Below are 16392 nucleotides of genomic sequence, written 5' to 3' on the forward strand. Positions count from 1 at the left end.
TTCAGGCAGGGGCAGGGATCCGGGGCTACTGCAAGGCGGAGGTGAGCCGGGCCAGGTTGTCCAGCACCGTGGAGCGCAGCGGCTGGCGCATCCATTCCTCAAGCGTCAGCATCCGGCTGACCTCGCGGTACTCGTCCTCGACGGCGCGCAGCCGCGCCACGAATCCGGCATCGCGCACCAGCATCGAGACCTCCATGTTCAGGCTGAAGGACCGCATGTCCATGTTGCTGGAGCCGATCATCGCCACCTCGTCGTCGATGGTGAAGTGCTTGGCGTGCAGGATGTACGGGGCGGGATAGAGGAAGATGCGCACCCCGGCGCGCAGCAGCTGTTCGTAGTAGGACCGTTGCGCGTGGTGGACCAGCGCCTGGTCGCCGATCTCCGAGACGAACAGGTCCACCGGCACCCCGCGCGCCACCGCGGAGCTGATCGCATACAGCAGCGACTCGTCGGGCACGAAGTACGGGGAGGTGATCACGATGCGCTGCTGGGCCGCGTGGATCAGCCCCAGGAAGAGCCGCAGGTTGTTCTCGCGCTCGAACCCCGGGCCCGAGGGCACCACCTGGATGAGCATGGTCCCGGCATCGGCACGGTGGTCGATCAGTGCGCCGCTCACCCGCGAGAGGTTTTCGCCGCCCGAGACCAGCTCGGCCCGGCGCACGCCCTGGAGGATGACCTCGCCGGTCTCGGAGTACCAGTCGGAGATGAACACCGCGTCCAGGGTCGAGACGCCCGGGCCGCGCAGTTCCACGACCAGTTCCTTCCACTTCAGCCCGCGCTTGATGTTCTTCTTCACGTTGTAGTCCCGGGAGATCATGTTCAGCGAGCCCATGTAGCCCACGGTGCCGTCGATGACCAGGATCTTGCGGTGGTTGCGCAGGTCGGGGCGCTGGAACTTGCCCTGCAGCGGCAGCAGCGGGAGCATCAATGTCCAGTTCGCGCCCATTGCTTCCAGCCGGGCCTTGGTGGCCGCATAGTCCCTCTTGCCGCGCGAGGCCCAGTGGTCGAGCATCACGTTCACCGTCACCCCGCGCTCGATGGCCCGCTCCAGCGCGTCGAAGAAGCCGGCGGTGGTCGCATCGACGCCCAGGATGTAGAACTGCACGTGCACGTAATCGGTGGCGGAGTCCACGGCGTCGGCCATTGCGGCGATGGTCTGCTCGTAGTCGCCCAGCAGCGTCCCGGAATTGCCCGCCAGCAGTGGTAGGCCCCCGTACGTGGCGTTCATCCGGACCAGCGAGTTGAACCACTCCGGGTTGTTTCCATGGGTGTCCTCGAGGCGCTCCTCCGCGCTGACGGCGCGCATGAACGTGTTGATCTCCTCCTGCACCTCGCGGCGCTTGCGCGGCAGCTTGGGGGAGCCGATCAGCAGGAAGGCGATGACCCCGAAGTAGGGGATCAGGAAGATCGCCAGCAGCCACGCCATCCCGGAGGTCGGGCGCCGGTTCCGCGGCACGAAGATGATCGCCAGGACGCGAATGGCCAAATCGACGACCACCAGCGCGGTCGCCCACCACCAGGCACTTGTAAACATGTATGCAACTTTCCCGAAGCCGGACCGATCGTCCGAACCATGCGTTCCACTAGGTACGCTAGCGGATCGGCGGTTCCCGCGGTGTTCACCCGGCCCCGGAGCCGCCGGCGCGTTGCCAGCAGATACCGCGGGGCAGGGCACCGGCGACCCGCATCCGGGGCCTCAGCCGAGGGACTCGGCCTCGTCCTCCCGCGGGGAGAGGACCACCTTGTTGTCCAACCCGTTGAAGGTCTTCACCGGACGACTCATGTCCCAGGCCGGCCACTCCGCGATCCCCATGGTGGCAAAGCACACCCACGCCTCGTGCATGGCGCTGGCCAGCGCCTGCGGTGCCGAATTCCCCACCAGCCCGATGGCATCGGCCGTGGCCAGGTTGTCAAAGACGAAGGGGAGCTCGGTGCCGTGCGCCGCACCCAGTTCCTCCACGGGGCTGTGCCACGCAAACTCGTACACCTGGGTCTGCGCCCCGGCGTAGTGCCGGGCATCGGCCAACTTGTACATCGGCACCCGCAGGAGCTTGTCGGTGGCCAGCGCACCGAGCAGCTCGCCCGGGCCGGCACCTGGGCGGTTGTGCGCGAAGAGCTTTTGCGCAGCGTGCGGGATCCCGGCCTTGCGCCGGGCCAGCGCCAGGTGGACCTTGGTGATCTTTTCCGCCCGGCCGGAGGGCACCAGCCACAGCCGGGCCTCCTCGGCGGTGGTGCCGACCAGCAGCGGGATCTGCTTTCCGGCGCCGGCGACCATTGCCTCCAACGGGTCCTCGGGGACCAGCTGCCCATCGATCGCCAGCGTGTAGGAGGATCCGCCCTCCAGCGGGCCGGCCCCGGTGGACACCCGCTGGAGGGAAGCCAGCAGCTCGGCGGGGGTGCGGGCAGCGAAGTCCTCGCGGGTTGCCCCGATGCCCAGGTCGGTGGCGAGCTTCTGCGTCATCCGCCGGGCCCGGTTTACCGGCTGCGCCGACAACGGGGCACTTTGGATGATGGCCCGGGAGACCAGCAACGCCGCACGCGGATGGGCCAGCAGCGCGGCCACCAGGGAGCCGCCGGCCGAATGCCCCATCACCGTGACCTGTCCCGGGTCCCCGCCAAAGGAGGCGATATTGGCCTTGACCCACTCCAGCGCGGCGATGACGTCGGCCAGCCCCAGGTTCAGCGGGGCATCCTCCAGCACCGAGAACCCCTCGGCGCCCAGCCGGTAGTTGGCCGCGACGAAGACCACCGCGTCGCGTGCGAAGGCCGTACCGTCGTAGCCATCCAGGGAGTTGGAGCCGTGCTGCAGCGCCCCGCCGTGGATCCACACCAGCACCGGGCGCAGTGCCGGGGAATGCCTGTCCGGGGCGTACACGTCCACGTTCAGGCACCCGTCCCCGGGAATGTTCTTCGTGGGCAGCAGCCGTCCCAGCGCCCCGGCATACGGGAGCTGCCCGGCGGTGGGTCCGTGGGCGGTCGCGGGCAGGGGGCCGGTCCACGGTTCCGGCAGCGTGGGAAGGGCGAAGCGGTTCTCCCCGACGGGCGCCGCGGCATAGGGGATGCCCAGGAACCGCTGCACGCCACCGACCAGCATTCCCTCCACCGGGCCGCTGGGCGTGGCACGGATCAGCGAAACGCCGTTCGGATCATTGCCGACACCCATGGATTCCACCTCGTTCTCGCGCCACCACCGCCATGAATCCAGATTAGCGGCGCGACGTCGGCAATGGCAGGGGGGTGTTCAGGTTCCGCGGCACCCGCCGCGGCCATGGGGCACAATGGGTGCCAGGGGCAGGCAGGCCCCGCCCGGGGGTGCCCGGCCGAGGGCCGCCGGGGCCCGTCCGCCGCAAGCAATGCCGCACCCGACGCCGCAAGGAGCACCATGGCCAAGATCAGGGGCACGACGCCCGAGGAGTACTTCGCGAACGTCCCGGCCGAACTCCGCCCCAGGGTCATGGAGCTGCACCGGGCCCTGGCCCAAGCGCTGCCGCGGGCGCAGGTGCAGATCAAGTGGGGGCAGCCGGCCTTCGTCGACGGCACCATCCTGGTCTCCTACGCCGTGTTCGCCAAGCACATCAACTTGTACACCACGCCGAGTTCCCGCGAGGCGCTCGCCGGGGAACTGTCCGGCCACCGGACGGGCAAGGGCTCGATCCAGCTGCCGCACGATGAGCCGCTGCCGATCGGGCTCGTCAAGCGCGTCGCCGCCGCGCGGGCCCAAGAATACCTGGAGCACGGGGTGTTGTGGATGTCCTAGCGCGCCCCCACGTAGGTCCAGTGCCAGGGTTCGCCGGCCACGGTGTTGACGAATTCGTGGCGTGCGGCATGCGACTCCATCCAGCGCAGCGCCTCACCGGAAAGCGTCATGTCCACGCTGATGCCCAGCCCGTGCTCGCTGGTTCCCTCCGCGGCCGCCGTGCCGCCCTCGGAGAGCAGCCCGTAGCGCTTGATGAGGCCTTCCTGTTCGGCCAGGCTGCGGTAGGCCGAATTCACCTGCACCTCGTGCCCGGCCCGGCGCAGCCCCACGGCCAGCTCGGTGAACGCGGCCGCGGCCTCCGGCGCCAGGTAGCGGCCCGGTCCGATGCGCACCAGCTCATCGAGCGGGATCTGGCCGTTGCCGTACGTGGCACCGAGGCTTGTGCCCTCCGCGGATGCGGCAGCCGGCCGCAGCGCGGACCCTGCCGAGAACCCCGCCTCCGGTTCCGGCTCCGCGAAGGGCTTCAGTGCATAGGCGATCCCGAGGACGGAAGCGGTGAGCATGGCCAGCGCGGTGAGCACGGCGGCCAGGCGCATTGCCCGGGCCATCGGCGAGGGCGGGAGTTGGGAGGGAAAACTCATCATGGTTCCAGTCTTCGCGGATCCGGGGCCGTGCGCATCGGGCCGCGGGCCGATTCCCGTCCCGGCGATGCGGTACCTGCGTCTGAGCAGTGCGGTACCTGCGGGTGACCCGCCGCCGCGCGGGGACGTCTAACGTAGTGAGCATGCACAATTGCGTTTCCCGTCGTTCGGCGGCAGCTGCCCCGGCACGAGCCCGCGCCGGGACCGGGCCGGAGGGCGCCCGGTGAGCGCGCCGGTTCACGCACGGGCGCAGGACACCGATCCGGTCCGCTGGCGCGGGCGGTGGGGATGGCGCTCCGATGTCACGGCGGCGTTCATGTTCCTGGCCCTGGTGGTGCTCTGCCACGAATTCCTCTTCATGGCCAGGATCTCGGGCAGCCAGCTGGCGGACATCGCGCTCTTCGTGCTGGCCGCGGCCGTGGCCATCGGCTGCGCGCGGGTGCTGCCCGGGGTGGCGCTGTCCCTCATCTGGGTGGGGACGCTGATGCAGATGCTCGGCGGGTTCGACATCGACCTGGCCCAGCTGGCCGCGCTGTACGTGGTGGGGATGGTGGCCCGATTCGGCACCCGGCTCTGGGTGTTCATGGCCGGGGCATCGATCGCGGTGGGCTCGGTGCTGGGCACCTTGTACATCGCGCGCGTCGGCTCCTGGGTCTCCGGGCCGCTCTTCGCCGCCATGGACTCCAATGCCTGGCCTGAGCGCAACCAGGTGGTCGCGATCTTCGTGGTGGTCGCCTCGGTGATGACCCTGCCGTGGCTGCTGGGGTTGCTGGTGCGGCTGTTCGCCGGCAAGCAATCCGCCGAGCGCGGCTCCGCCCAGGCCCGCGAGGAGGCCGACAGCGCGCTGGAGCTCGCCCGGCTGCGGGCCGAGAACGCGGCGCTGGCCCGCGACGTGCACGACGTGGTGGGCCACTCGCTGGCCGTGATCATCGCGCAGGCCGACTCGATCCGCTTCATCCCGGATGGCGACGTCGCCCGCATCCGCGAGACCACCGGCACCATTGCCGACGCGGCCCGCCGCTCCCTGGGCGAGGTGCGCCAGGTGCTCTCGCAAACCGCCGAAACCAGGCCCGCTGACACCCGGGCGACGCAAACCCCGCCGACCGATTCCGGGGCGGCGGCCGTGCGTCCCGGGCACCCGGTGACGCGCAGCCTGGCGCTGGCGACCGCGCAAATGGGGCTGCTGCCCCCGCGGACCTCGGAGATCTCCGCGATCCTGGCGAACGTGCGCGGCACCGGGTACGAGGTCAGCGAGGAAACCCTCGGGGAGCCGGTGCCGCTGCCGGCGGACATCGTTCCGGCCACCCGGCGGATCATCCAGGAGATGCTCGCCAACGCGCTGCACCACGGCTGCTCCACCACCCCGATCTACGTGCGGCACTACTGGGGTGCCACCAGCTACACGCTGAGCGTGACAAACTACTTTGAGTCCTCCGCCGCCTCGGCGCGGACCGGGACCGGGATCGCGGGCATGCGCCAGCGCCTGGCCAGCCTCTCCGGAACCCTGAGCATCGACTCCGAGGACGGGGTCGCCGGCGCCCCCGACCTGTTCACGATCGCCGCAACCTTCCCGATCAACACCGAATGGATGAGCCGTTGACCCACCCCAAGATCCGCGTGGCCCTGGTCGATGACCAGCAGCTCTTCCGCTCCGGCCTGGCCGTGATCATCGGCGCCCAGCCCGACATGGCCGTGGTGGCGCAGGCCGCCGACGGCACCGAGGCGCTGGGGGAGATCGCCGCCCACGGCCCGGACGTGGTGCTGATGGACGTGCAGATGTCGCCCATGGACGGGGTCGAGGCCACCCGCAGGATCTTCGAGGATGTATCCGGGCGCTTCGCCACGGTCCCGAAGGTCATCATGCTGACCACCTTCGACTGGGACGAGCACGCCGCCACCGCGGTCCGCCACGGCGCCAGCGGGTTCCTGCTCAAGGACAGCACCCCGGAGTTCGTCTGCGAATCGATCCGTGCGGTGCACGGCGGTTCCGCCGTGATCGCCCCGCAGTCCCTGGCCGCGCTGCTGCGCGACGAGCCCGAACCGGTGCCCGAGGTCCCGGTGCCGTACCTGGAACTGACCGAGCGGGAGCGGGAGGTCTTCAACGCCGTCGCGCTGGGGCTGACCAACCAGGAGATCTCCGGGCGGCTGTTCCTGAGCGAATCCACGGTCAAGACCCACATCGGGTCGATCCTGCGCAAGCTCGCGCTGCGCGACCGGGTGCAGATCGTGGTGTACTCCTACGAGAACGGCATCTGCCGCTAGCGCCGCGTGCGTTCCCGACGGGCCTCCGGCCCGCTTTGCGCATGCGTCCGCCGCGGCCTGTGGGGCAAGACACGTGGTGCCAATTGGTGGCCGCGGCACCATTGGCTGTAGTCTCAACCGTAGCCAATGCACCTTTTCTCAAAGGAGCGGCGGTTAGGCCCCCGTGGAGATTCGCCGTCACCACGGGGGCCGCTTAATTTAACTTCCGGTCTGCTTTTCCGGCACCCCTTGCGGGCCGGCGTTCCGGGCATGAAAAAAGCCCCCGTCCGCCAGGCTGGCCTGGCAAACGGGAGCTTTCACGGTGCCCTCGAAAGGATTCGAACCTTCGACCTTCCGCTCCGGAGGCGGACGCTCTATCCCCTGAGCTACGAGGGCGATGCCGGAGTGCGAAACTTGCCCGCAAAACGAATTCCGGCTGGGAACGTAGACGAGCTTAGCAGGTGTGAAGCGGGGAATGACAAATCGGGACCCGCGCCGCACTCCGGCGGTGCCCAAAAGCGCCCCTGATGTGTGCGACGTCGCTCCGTCACATCGGCGGCAGCGGCCCGCGGGCGCGGTTATCCTTGAGTGGTGACTCCTGAAGAACTCTCCACAGCCATTTCCGCTTGCCTCCGCGATGCCGTCGCCGCCGGCCAGATTTCCGTCGACGTACCCGAGAGCGTGCGAGTGGAGCGACCCAAGAGCCGCGACCACGGGGACTGGGCCACCAACATCGCCCTGCAGCTGGGCAAGAAGGCCGGGATGAACCCGCGCGACTTCGCCCAGGTCCTGGCCACCCGCCTGGCCGATGCCGACGGGGTCGCCAAGGTCGAAATCGCCGGACCGGGCTTCCTGAACATCACCCTCGAGGCCGGGGCCGCCGGCGAACTGGCCCGGTCAATCGTCGAGGCCGGTGCCGCCTACGGCACCAACGAAGCCCTGGTCGGCCACGAGATCAACATGGAGTTCGTCTCCGCGAACCCCACCGGCCCGCTGCACATCGGCCACACCCGCTGGGCGGCCCTGGGCGACTCGATCGCCCGCGTGCTCAAGGCCAGCGGCGCGTCCGTCACGTCCGAGTACTACATCAACGACGCCGGCAACCAGATGAACATCTTTGCCCTGTCGGTCTACAACCGCCTGCACGGGCTGCCGGTGCCCGAGGGCGGCTACCCGGGCGGGTACATCAAGGAACTCGCCGACGCGGTGGCCGACGCGCACCCGGACATCCGCACCCTGACGCAGGAAGCGGCGCTGCCGATCGTCCGCCACGCCGCCTACGTGGCGCAGATGGCCGACATCAAGGAAACCCTGAACGACTTCGGCGTCGAGTTCGACGTGTTCTTCTCCGAGCAGGAACTGCACGCCGGCGGAGCGGTCGAGGACGCCGTGGCGCGCCTGCGCGAGCAGGGCCACATCGACGACACCGACGGCGCGGTCTGGCTGCGCACCACCGACTTCGGCGACGACAAGGACCGCGTGCTGATCCGCGCCAACGGCGAGCCGACCTACTTCGCCGCCGACGCCGCCTACTACCTGTCGAAGAAGGACCGCGGCTTCACCGAGAAGATCTACCTGCTCGGCGCCGACCACCACGGCTACGTCAACCGCCTCAAGGCCATCGCTGCCGCGGCCGGGGACGACCCCAAGGTCAACATCGAGGTGCTGATCGGCCAGCTGATCTCCGTGAACGGAGCCCGCCTGTCCAAGCGCGCCGGCAACATCATCGAGCTGCGCGACTTGATCAACTGGCTCGGCGCCGACGCGCTGCGCTACTCGCTGGGCCGCTACCCGGCCGATTCGCCGATGACCATCGACCCCGAGCTGCTCAAGAAGAACACCAACGACAACCCGGTGTTCTACGTCCAGTACGCCCACGCCCGCTCGCGCGCCGCCAGCCGCAACGCCGTGGAGAAGGGCGTGGAGCGCACCGACTTCGACGCCACGCTGCTGGTCCACGACACCGAAAACGACCTGCTCGCGGCCCTGGGGCAGTTCCCCTCGGTCGTCGCCCAGGCAGCCACGCACCGCGAACCGCACCGCGTGGCCCGCCACCTCGAGCTGCTCGCCGGCGCCTACCACTCCTGGTACGCCGCTTGCCGCGTGACCCCTGTGGGCGACGGCACCGTCGAGCCCATCCACCGCACCCGCCTTTGGCTCAACGACGCCACCACCCAGGTCCTGGCCAACGGCCTTGACCTGCTGGGCGTGTCCGCACCGGAAAAGATGTAAGGACCCCACCATGGCCGTTTCACCACTTGCCCCTTCCTGGCTATCCTTCCCCGAAGACGCCAACGCGCTGCGCCCCATAGAGTGGGCCGCCGGCGTGGCCCGGGCCCAGGACGGCGAGCTCGCCGTCCAGGGCATCGGCGTCGCCGAGCTGGCCCGCGAGTTCGGCACCCCGCTGTTCGTGCTCGACGAGGACGACTTCCGCGCCCGCGCGGCCGGCTTCAAGCAGGCCTTCGACGCCGCGTTCAAGGACCTGTGCGGCGGGGTCGATGTCTACTACGCCGGCAAGGCGTTCTTGAGCACCGAGGTCGCCCGCTGGGTCACCGCCGAGGGCCTGCGCCTGGACACCTGCTCCGGCGGGGAAATGGCCGTGGCCCGGGTGGCCGGCGTGCCCGCCGCGAACCTGTCGCTGCACGGGAACAACAAGTCCGTCACCGAGATCCGCACAGCACTCGAGGCGGACCTGGGCCGCATCGTCGTGGACTCGCTCGACGAGCTGCAGCGCGTCGCGGACCTGGCCAGGGACACGGGAAAACGCGCCAACGTGATGCTGCGCCTGACCCCGGGCGTGCATGCCAGCACCCACGAATTCATCGCCACGGCCCACGAGGACCAGAAGTTCGGGCTCTCGATGATTCCGGTGGGCGACGACGTTTCCCCGGCCGCCGCCGCGGTGCGCTTCGCGCTGGAGCACGCGGAGCTGAACCTGCTGGGCCTGCACGCACACATCGGCTCGCAGATCTTCGAATCCGAAGGCTTCGCGCTGGCCGCGCAGAAGATGCTCGGCTTCCTGGCACAGGTCAAGCAGGACCACGGCGTCGAGCTGCCCGAGCTGGATTTGGGCGGCGGCTACGGCATCGCCTACACCGAGGCCGACACCCCCAGCACACCGGCCGTGCTGGCCGCCGCGATGGCCGAGGTCGTGGGCAAAACCGCCGCGGAACTCGGCCTGGCGGTCCCGCGGATCTCCATCGAACCGGGCCGCGCCATCGCCGGTTCCTCCACCTTCACCCTCTACGAGGCCGGGGTGCGCAAGAGTGTCCAGGTGGAAACCGCCGACGGCACCCTGGTGCCGCGCCGCTACATCTCGGTGGACGGCGGGATGAGCGACAACGCCCGCCCGGTGCTCTACGACGCGGACTACACCGCGGTGCTCGCCTCCCGTGTGACGGAAAGCGACCCGATTATTTCCCGCGTGGTTGGCAAACACTGCGAATCCGGTGACATAGTCGTACGGGACGTTTACCTGCCCGAGGATGTTGCCGCAGGCGACCTGCTCGCGGTGCCCGGCACCGGGGCGTATTGCTGGGCATTGGCCAGCAACTACAACTACCKGGGACGCCCGGCCGTGGTGGCGGTGCGCAACGGCGCAGCCCGCGCCATCATCCGCAGGGAAACCGAAGCCGATCTGTTGGCCCGCGACTTGGGAGCATAGTAATAAACGTGAAGACATTGAAGGTGGCCCTGCTGGGCTGCGGCAACGTGGGAGCCCAGGTTGCCCGCATCCTGACGGACGACGCGGCGGTGCTGGCCGACCGCGCCGGCGCGAAACTTGAACTGGCGGGCATTGCGGTGCGCAACACCGCCGCCACGCGAGACGTGGTTCTCCCGGCGGACCTGTTCACCACCGACGCCGAGGCGCTGGTCGACGGCGCAGACATCGTCATCGAGCTGCTCGGCGGCCTCGAGCCGGCCGGTGCGCTGATCCGCCGGGCGCTGTCCCGCGGCGCCTCGGTGGTCACCGGCAACAAGGCACTGCTCGCGGCCCAAGGCGCGGAACTGAACGCCCTGGCCTTCGAATCCGGCGCCCAGCTGCGCTACGAGGCAGCCGTCGCCGGCGCCATCCCGATCCTGCGCCCGATCTCCGACTCCCTCTCCGGGGACCGGATCACCAAGGTGATGGGCATCGTCAACGGCACCACCAACTTCATCCTCGACGCCATGGACACCACCGGTGCCGCGTTCGAGGACGTGCTGGGCCAGGCCCAGGACCTGGGCTACGCCGAGGCCGACCCGACCGCCGATGTCGAGGGGCACGACGCCGCCGCCAAGGCCGCGATCCTCGCCTCACTGGCCTTCCACACCGACTTCGCCTACGCGGATGTCCACTGCGAGGGCATCACCAAGATCACCGCGGCAGACGTCGCGGCGGCCAAGGACGCCGGCATGGTCATCAAGCTGCTGGCCATCGCCGAACGCGGCGCCAAGGGCATCGGGGTGCGCGTGCACCCGACGCTGCTGCGCCGCACCCACCCGCTGGCCGCCGTCCACGGCGCGTTCAACGCGGTCTTCGTCGAGGCCGAGAACGCCGGCGAGCTGATGTTCTACGGCGCCGGCGCCGGGGGAGCCCCCACCGCCTCGGCCGTGCTGGGCGACACCGTCGCGGTGGCCCGACGCGTGGTCTCCGGCGGCCCGCTGCCGGCCATCGCCGCGCAGCAAAAGGTGCAGGTCATGGACCTGGCCGACATCGCCACCAGCTACTGGATCGGGCTGCGCGTCACCGACGAGCCCGGTGTGCTGGCCGCGATCGCCGCGATCTTTGCCCAGCACGGTGTTTCCATCGAGACGCTGCGCCAGACCGTGAAGCCGGAAGGCAACGGCGGGGTCGCGGACCTGCGCATCGTCACCCACCGCTCCACCGAATCGGCGCTTGCCGCCACCGTGGCCGCCGTCTCCGCGCTGGCTGCCGTCCAAGAAGTAACCTCTGTCCTGCGAGTTGAAGGAAACTAAGTGGCCCACCAGTGGCGCGGAGTCATCCGCGAATATGCCGAACGCCTGCCCGTTGACGAAAACACCAGGGTTATCACCCTGGGCGAGGGCGGTACGCCCCTGGTGTTCGCCCCGGCCCTGAGCGAGCTCACCGGCTCCGAGGTGTACCTGAAGGTCGAGGGCATGAACCCGACCGGGTCCTTCAAGGACCGCGGCATGACCATGGCGATGACCGCCGCGGTCGCCGCCGGCGCCAAGGCCGTGGTGTGCGCCTCCACCGGCAACACCTCCGCCTCCGCCGCGGCCTACGCCACCCAGGCCGGGCTCAAGTGCGCGGTGCTGGTCCCGGACGGCAAGATCTCCATGGGCAAGATGTCCCAGGCGATCGCGCACGGCGCGGACATCATCCAGATCGACGGAAACTTCGACAACTGCCTCGAGGTCGCCCGCAAGCTGAGCGAAAACTACCCGGTGTTCCTGGTGAACTCGGTGAACCCCGCCCGCATCGAGGGCCAGAAAACCGGCGCCTTCGAGGTCGTCGACTTCCTGGGCGACGCCCCGGACTACCACGTGCTGCCGGTGGGCAACGCGGGCAACATCACCGCCTACTGGAAGGGCTACAAGGAGTACTCCTCCGAGTACACCAACCAGGCCGGCGAGAAGCTCGCCCCGGTGTCCACCAAGACCCCGATCATGTGGGGCTTCCAGGCCGCGGGCGCCGCACCCATCGTGCTGGGCCACCCGGTGACCGAGCCGGACACCATCGCCACCGCCATCCGCATCGGCAACCCGGCCTCCTGGCAGCAGGCCGAAGAGGCCCGCGACGAATCCGGCGGAATCATCGACTCGGTGACCGACGAGGAAATCCTCGCCGCGCACCGCTGGCTCTCGAGCCGCGAGGGCGTCTTCGTGGAGCCGGGCTCCGCAGCCGGCGTCGCCGGGCTCATCAAGCATCACGCGGCGGGCGACGTCCCGTCGGGCAAGAAGATCGTCATCACGGTGACCGGCCACGGCCTGAAGGACCCGGACTGGGCCCTGAAAACCGCCGACGGATCGCCCGTCACCCCGACCAAGGTCGAGTTCGACGTCGTGGCAGTGGCCTCGGCCCTCGGCCTGGCCTAGGCCGAGCACTCCAGAGTAGGGAAAACAAGCACAAGATGGCGCAGATCCAAGCCGGACAATCAATAGCCGTCCACGTGCCGGCCACGAGCGCGAACCTGGGGCCCGGATTCGACGTGCTGGGCCTGGCGCTGGGCGTGTACGACACCTTGGTGGTGCACACCCTTGCCTCACCCGGGGTCAGCGTGGAAGTCACCGGGGAGGGCGCCGACACGTTGCCCACCGACGAATCCCACCTGATCGCCCGGACCATCCTGGAGCGCTGGGAGGAACTCGGCTTCGAGCCGGCCGGCCTGCGCATCGAGGCCACCAACAACATCCCGCACGGCCGCGGCATGGGATCCAGCGCCGCGGCCATGGTCAGTGCGCTGGCCGCCGCCAACGCGCTGCTTCCCGCCGCGTCACAGGTCGGACTGGATGAGGTCTTCCAGGCCGCCTCGCGCTGGGAGGGGCACCCGGACAACGTGGCCCCTGCGGTCTACGGCGGCCTGACGCTGTCCTGGAGCACCGAGGCCGGTTTCGGCACGGTGCAAGGAAAGCTGCACCAAGACATCGTCCCGGTCATCGCGATTCCCGATGTCGAACTGTCCACCGCCACGGCACGCGGGCTGCTGCCGGCGACCGTGCCGCACGCTGTGGCTGCGGCCAACGGGGGACGGGTGGGCCTGCTCATCCACGCCCTGGCCCACGACCCCTCGGTCCTGCTGGTCGGCACCGAGGACTTCCTGCACCAGGGCTTCCGGGCACCGGCCATGGAGCCCAGCGCCGCGCTGATTGCCCGGCTGCGGGCGGCGGGGCATGCGGCCGTGGTCTCCGGCGCCGGACCCACGGTGCTGGTGCTGTGCGCCGGGCAGGCCCAGGCGCAGGAGGCCGCCGCGGCCGTTTCAGCGTTCGCGGCAAGCCACGGCGAAACAACCTGGCGTGTCCGGATTGAGTCAGTACCGCCAACGGGTGTTAGAGTAGAAGTGCTTTAGCACCCGCCTGAAAAGAAACATCCGGATTCCAGTGGATGGTTCATTGCGTTTCGTGCAGCCATCAATTCCTTCCCTCGCCGCGGCGGGCGGATCTTGGGGAATTCGATCACCACAAACCATTTTCGCCGAGGCGAGCAGGCACACCCACACCATCCGATTGAAACCGTCAACCATGTTGGTGATTCGATCCCTTGGTGTGTCTTACGATCGACCGACGCACATGCCCCGTTTTTGCGAGGCTGTGCACGGCCGAACCTTTTCCCGCATCTGACGCGGGAACAAGGGGTAGTCAATAGTTGCGGATCTCTCTGATGAGATCCGCCCGACGAGGGGGAAGGAACCTTCGTGACCGAAACCACCAGCCTTACTGCAGGCGTGGAAGAAAACAACGCATCCAAGGGCGGCGGACTTGCCGGCCTGAAACTTGCACAATTGCAGGTGCTTGCGTCCCAGCTGGGTATCACCGGCGGTTCGCGGATGCGCAAGAACGATCTTGTCACCGCGATCTCGAACCACCAACGTGGCGGTTCCGTGGCCGACCGTGACGCCAAGGCCAAGGCGGAGCCCAAGGCCGACGCCAAGACCGAGGCACCCGCCAAGGCCGACTCCAAGGCCCCCGCCAAGGCAGAGTCGAAGGCACCCGCCAAGACCGCCGCGAAGGCCCCGGCCAAGGGCGCCGCCAAGACGGCAAGCAAGCCCGCCGAAACCGAGACCGCCGCGGCCCCGGCCGCCGAGGCCAAGGACGAAGCGCCTGCCCGCCGCACCCGCAGCCGTCGCGCCGATTCCTCCGGAACCGCGGCCCCGGCCGTGGAAACCGCACCGGTCGCCGCCGAGCCGAAGGCCACCGAGGCTCCGGCTTCCGAGGCCAAGGCCGTCGAGGCCCCGGCCAGCGAAGAGCGCGCACCGCGCCGCAACACCCGCAACCGCCGTGCCGAGTCGACCGGCGCCGCAGCAGCCGAGGCCCCGGCCGAGGCAACCGCTGCGCCCGAGCAGGCCGCTGCCGAGTCCACCGACTCCTCCGAGTCGAGCCAGGACACCAACGAGTCACGCAACGACCGCGGCGACCGCCACGAGCGCAACCGCAACCGCCGCGACCGCAACCGCAACCGCCGCGAGTCCAACAACAACAACGACTCCTCCGAGCACGGCGAAAACGCCGAGGCCCACGAGGAGAAGCCGGCCGAGGTTCGCTCCAACGACCGTTCCAACGACCGCTCCAATGACCGCTCGAACGACACCAAGTCGTCCGACCGCTCCGAGGACCGGGCCCGCGAAGGCTCCGAGGACCGTGCGGCCAACCGCCGCGAACGCAACCGCGAACGCAACGAGCGCAACCGCGATCGCAACCGCGACCGGAACGACCGTCAGGACCGCGGCAACGACCGGAACGACCGCAACGATCGCAACGACCGCACGGACCGCAACAACCGCCGCGGCCGCAACCGCAACCAGCCCGATGTCGATGACACCGAGTTCAGCGACACGGACGTGCTGCTTCCGGTCGCCGGCATCCTGGACGTGCTGGACAACTACGCGTTCATCCGCACTTCCGGCTACCTCGCCGGCCCGTCGGACGTCTACGTCACCCTGAACCAGGTCAAGAAGTACAACCTGCGCAAGGGCGACGCCGTGGTCGGTGCCATCCGCGCCCCGCGCGAAAACGAGAACGCCAACTCGCGCGCCAAGTTCAACGCCCTGGTCAAGCTCACCGCGATCAACGGCAAGGCCCCGGAGGAGAACACCAACCGCGTCGACTTCTCCAAGCTGACCCCGCTGTACCCGACCGAGCGCCTGCGCCTGGAGACCGACCCGAAGCTGGTCGGCCCGCGCGTCATCGACCTGGTCGCCCCGATCGGCAAGGGCCAGCGCGGCCTGATCGTCTCGCCGCCGAAGGCCGGCAAGACGCTGATCCTGCAGTCCATCGCGAACGCCATCACCATCAACAACCCAGAGGTCCACCTCATGATGGTGCTGGTCGACGAGCGTCCCGAAGAAGTCACCGACATGCAGCGCACGGTCAAGGGCGAGGTCATCGCCTCGACCTTCGACCGCCCGGCGGACGACCACACCACCGTGGCCGAGCTGGCCATCGAGCGCGCCAAGCGCCTGGTGGAAATGGGCATGGACGTCGTGGTCCTGCTGGACTCGATGACCCGCCTGGGCCGTGCCTACAACCTGGCCGCCCCGGCATCCGGGCGCATCCTCTCCGGCGGCGTCGATTCCTCGGCGCTGTACCCGCCCAAGCGCTTCTTCGGTGCTGCCCGCAACATCGAGAACGGCGGCTCGCTGACCATCCTGGCCACCGCGCTGGTGGAGACCGGGTCCAAGATGGACGAGGTCATCTTCGAGGAGTTCAAGGGCACCGGCAACATGGAACTGCGCCTGAGCCGCAAGCTCGCGGACAAGCGCATCTTCCCGGCGGTCGATGTCAACGAGTCGGGCACCCGCCGCGAGGAGAAGCTGCTCTCGCCGGACGAGGTGCGCATCATGTGGCGCCTGCGCCGCGTGCTCTCGGGCCTGGACACCCAGCAGGCGCTGGAGACCCTCACGGGCAAGATCCGCGAGACCTCCTCGAACGCCGAGTTCCTGATGCTCATCAACAAGACCACGCTGGGCTCCAAGAACGACGCCTAGCTGCCCTACACGCCCAGTTTCACCGTGCCCTTCATTTCCGGCGCCGGTGAGGCTGGGCGTTGGTCGTTAACACCGGCATCGGCATCCGCCCCCCAGATCCTCCTTCGTTCCCTACACTGGGAACCAGTCGTAGTGAAAGAAGTTGAAA

General features: G+C 69.0%; 12 protein-coding genes and 1 tRNA gene. 9 read left to right on the top strand and 4 right to left on the bottom strand.

Annotated elements, in window-relative coordinates; genetic code table 11:
• Positions 1–25 precede the first annotated feature (25 nt).
• Positions 26–1534, bottom strand: a complete 1509-nt coding sequence (gene cls / locus BLJ79_RS02905) for a cardiolipin synthase (protein WP_071213139.1) — start codon at positions 1532–1534, stop codon at positions 26–28.
• A 162-nt stretch (positions 1535–1696) separates the two neighbouring features.
• Complete coding sequence (locus BLJ79_RS02910; protein WP_071213140.1) at positions 1697–3163, bottom strand: carboxylesterase/lipase family protein; 1467 nt, start codon at positions 3161–3163, stop codon at positions 1697–1699.
• Between the two features lie 219 nt (positions 3164–3382).
• Between BLJ79_RS02910 and BLJ79_RS02915 the strand changes: the two genes are divergently transcribed.
• Entirely contained in the window at positions 3383–3757 is a 375-nt protein-coding gene (locus tag BLJ79_RS02915; RefSeq protein ID WP_071213141.1) for an iron chaperone, read from the top strand.
• Here the strand turns inward: BLJ79_RS02915 and BLJ79_RS02920 are convergent.
• The gene (locus BLJ79_RS02920; RefSeq protein WP_083410957.1) at positions 3754–4341 is read right to left on the bottom strand and encodes a M15 family metallopeptidase; all 588 of its coding nucleotides are present in this window, start codon (positions 4339–4341) and stop codon (positions 3754–3756) included. The genes BLJ79_RS02915 and BLJ79_RS02920 overlap by 4 nt on opposite strands.
• A gap of 220 nt (positions 4342–4561) precedes the next feature.
• Here BLJ79_RS02920 and BLJ79_RS02925 point away from each other — a divergent pair, with 220 nt between their 5' ends.
• On the top strand, positions 4562–5938 hold the full coding sequence (locus tag BLJ79_RS02925; RefSeq protein ID WP_071213143.1) for a sensor histidine kinase: 1377 nt from the start codon (positions 4562–4564) through the stop codon (positions 5936–5938).
• Positions 5935–6600, top strand: a complete 666-nt coding sequence (locus BLJ79_RS02930) for a response regulator (protein ID WP_353615465.1) — start codon at positions 5935–5937, stop codon at positions 6598–6600. Before BLJ79_RS02925 ends, BLJ79_RS02930 begins: the two co-directional genes overlap by 4 nt.
• Before the next feature lie 302 nt (positions 6601–6902).
• Here BLJ79_RS02930 and BLJ79_RS02935 read toward each other — a convergent pair.
• Positions 6903–6975 (bottom strand) — tRNA-Arg (locus tag BLJ79_RS02935).
• Between the two features lie 195 nt (positions 6976–7170).
• Between BLJ79_RS02935 and argS the strand changes: the two genes are divergently transcribed.
• The 6 genes from argS (at position 7171) to rho (ending at position 16244) form a co-directional block, all read left to right on the top strand.
• Entirely contained in the window at positions 7171–8811 is a 1641-nt protein-coding gene (argS, locus tag BLJ79_RS02940) for an arginine--tRNA ligase (protein ID WP_071213145.1), read from the top strand.
• Between the two features lie 10 nt (positions 8812–8821).
• Positions 8822–10243 (top strand): diaminopimelate decarboxylase, encoded by a 1422-nt coding sequence (gene lysA, locus BLJ79_RS02945; RefSeq protein WP_071213146.1) that lies wholly within the window; start codon positions 8822–8824, stop codon positions 10241–10243.
• An 8-nt stretch (positions 10244–10251) separates the two neighbouring features.
• Positions 10252–11538, top strand: coding sequence for a homoserine dehydrogenase (locus BLJ79_RS02950; RefSeq protein ID WP_071213147.1), 1287 nt, complete (start codon positions 10252–10254; stop codon positions 11536–11538).
• A complete protein-coding gene (gene thrC, locus BLJ79_RS02955; RefSeq protein WP_071213148.1) occupies positions 11539–12639 on the top strand; it encodes a threonine synthase in 1101 nt (366 codons plus the stop codon).
• Positions 12640–12674: 35 nt separating this feature from the next.
• Entirely contained in the window at positions 12675–13610 is a 936-nt protein-coding gene (gene thrB, locus BLJ79_RS02960) for a homoserine kinase (RefSeq protein ID WP_071213149.1), read from the top strand.
• 345 nt (positions 13611–13955) lie between these two features.
• Complete coding sequence (rho, locus tag BLJ79_RS02965) at positions 13956–16244, top strand: transcription termination factor Rho (protein ID WP_071213150.1); 2289 nt, start codon at positions 13956–13958, stop codon at positions 16242–16244.
• Positions 16245–16392: the final 148 nt, after the last annotated feature.

The organism is Arthrobacter sp. UCD-GKA (genome assembly GCF_001863355.1).
Lineage (GTDB): Bacteria > Actinomycetota > Actinomycetes > Actinomycetales > Micrococcaceae > Paeniglutamicibacter.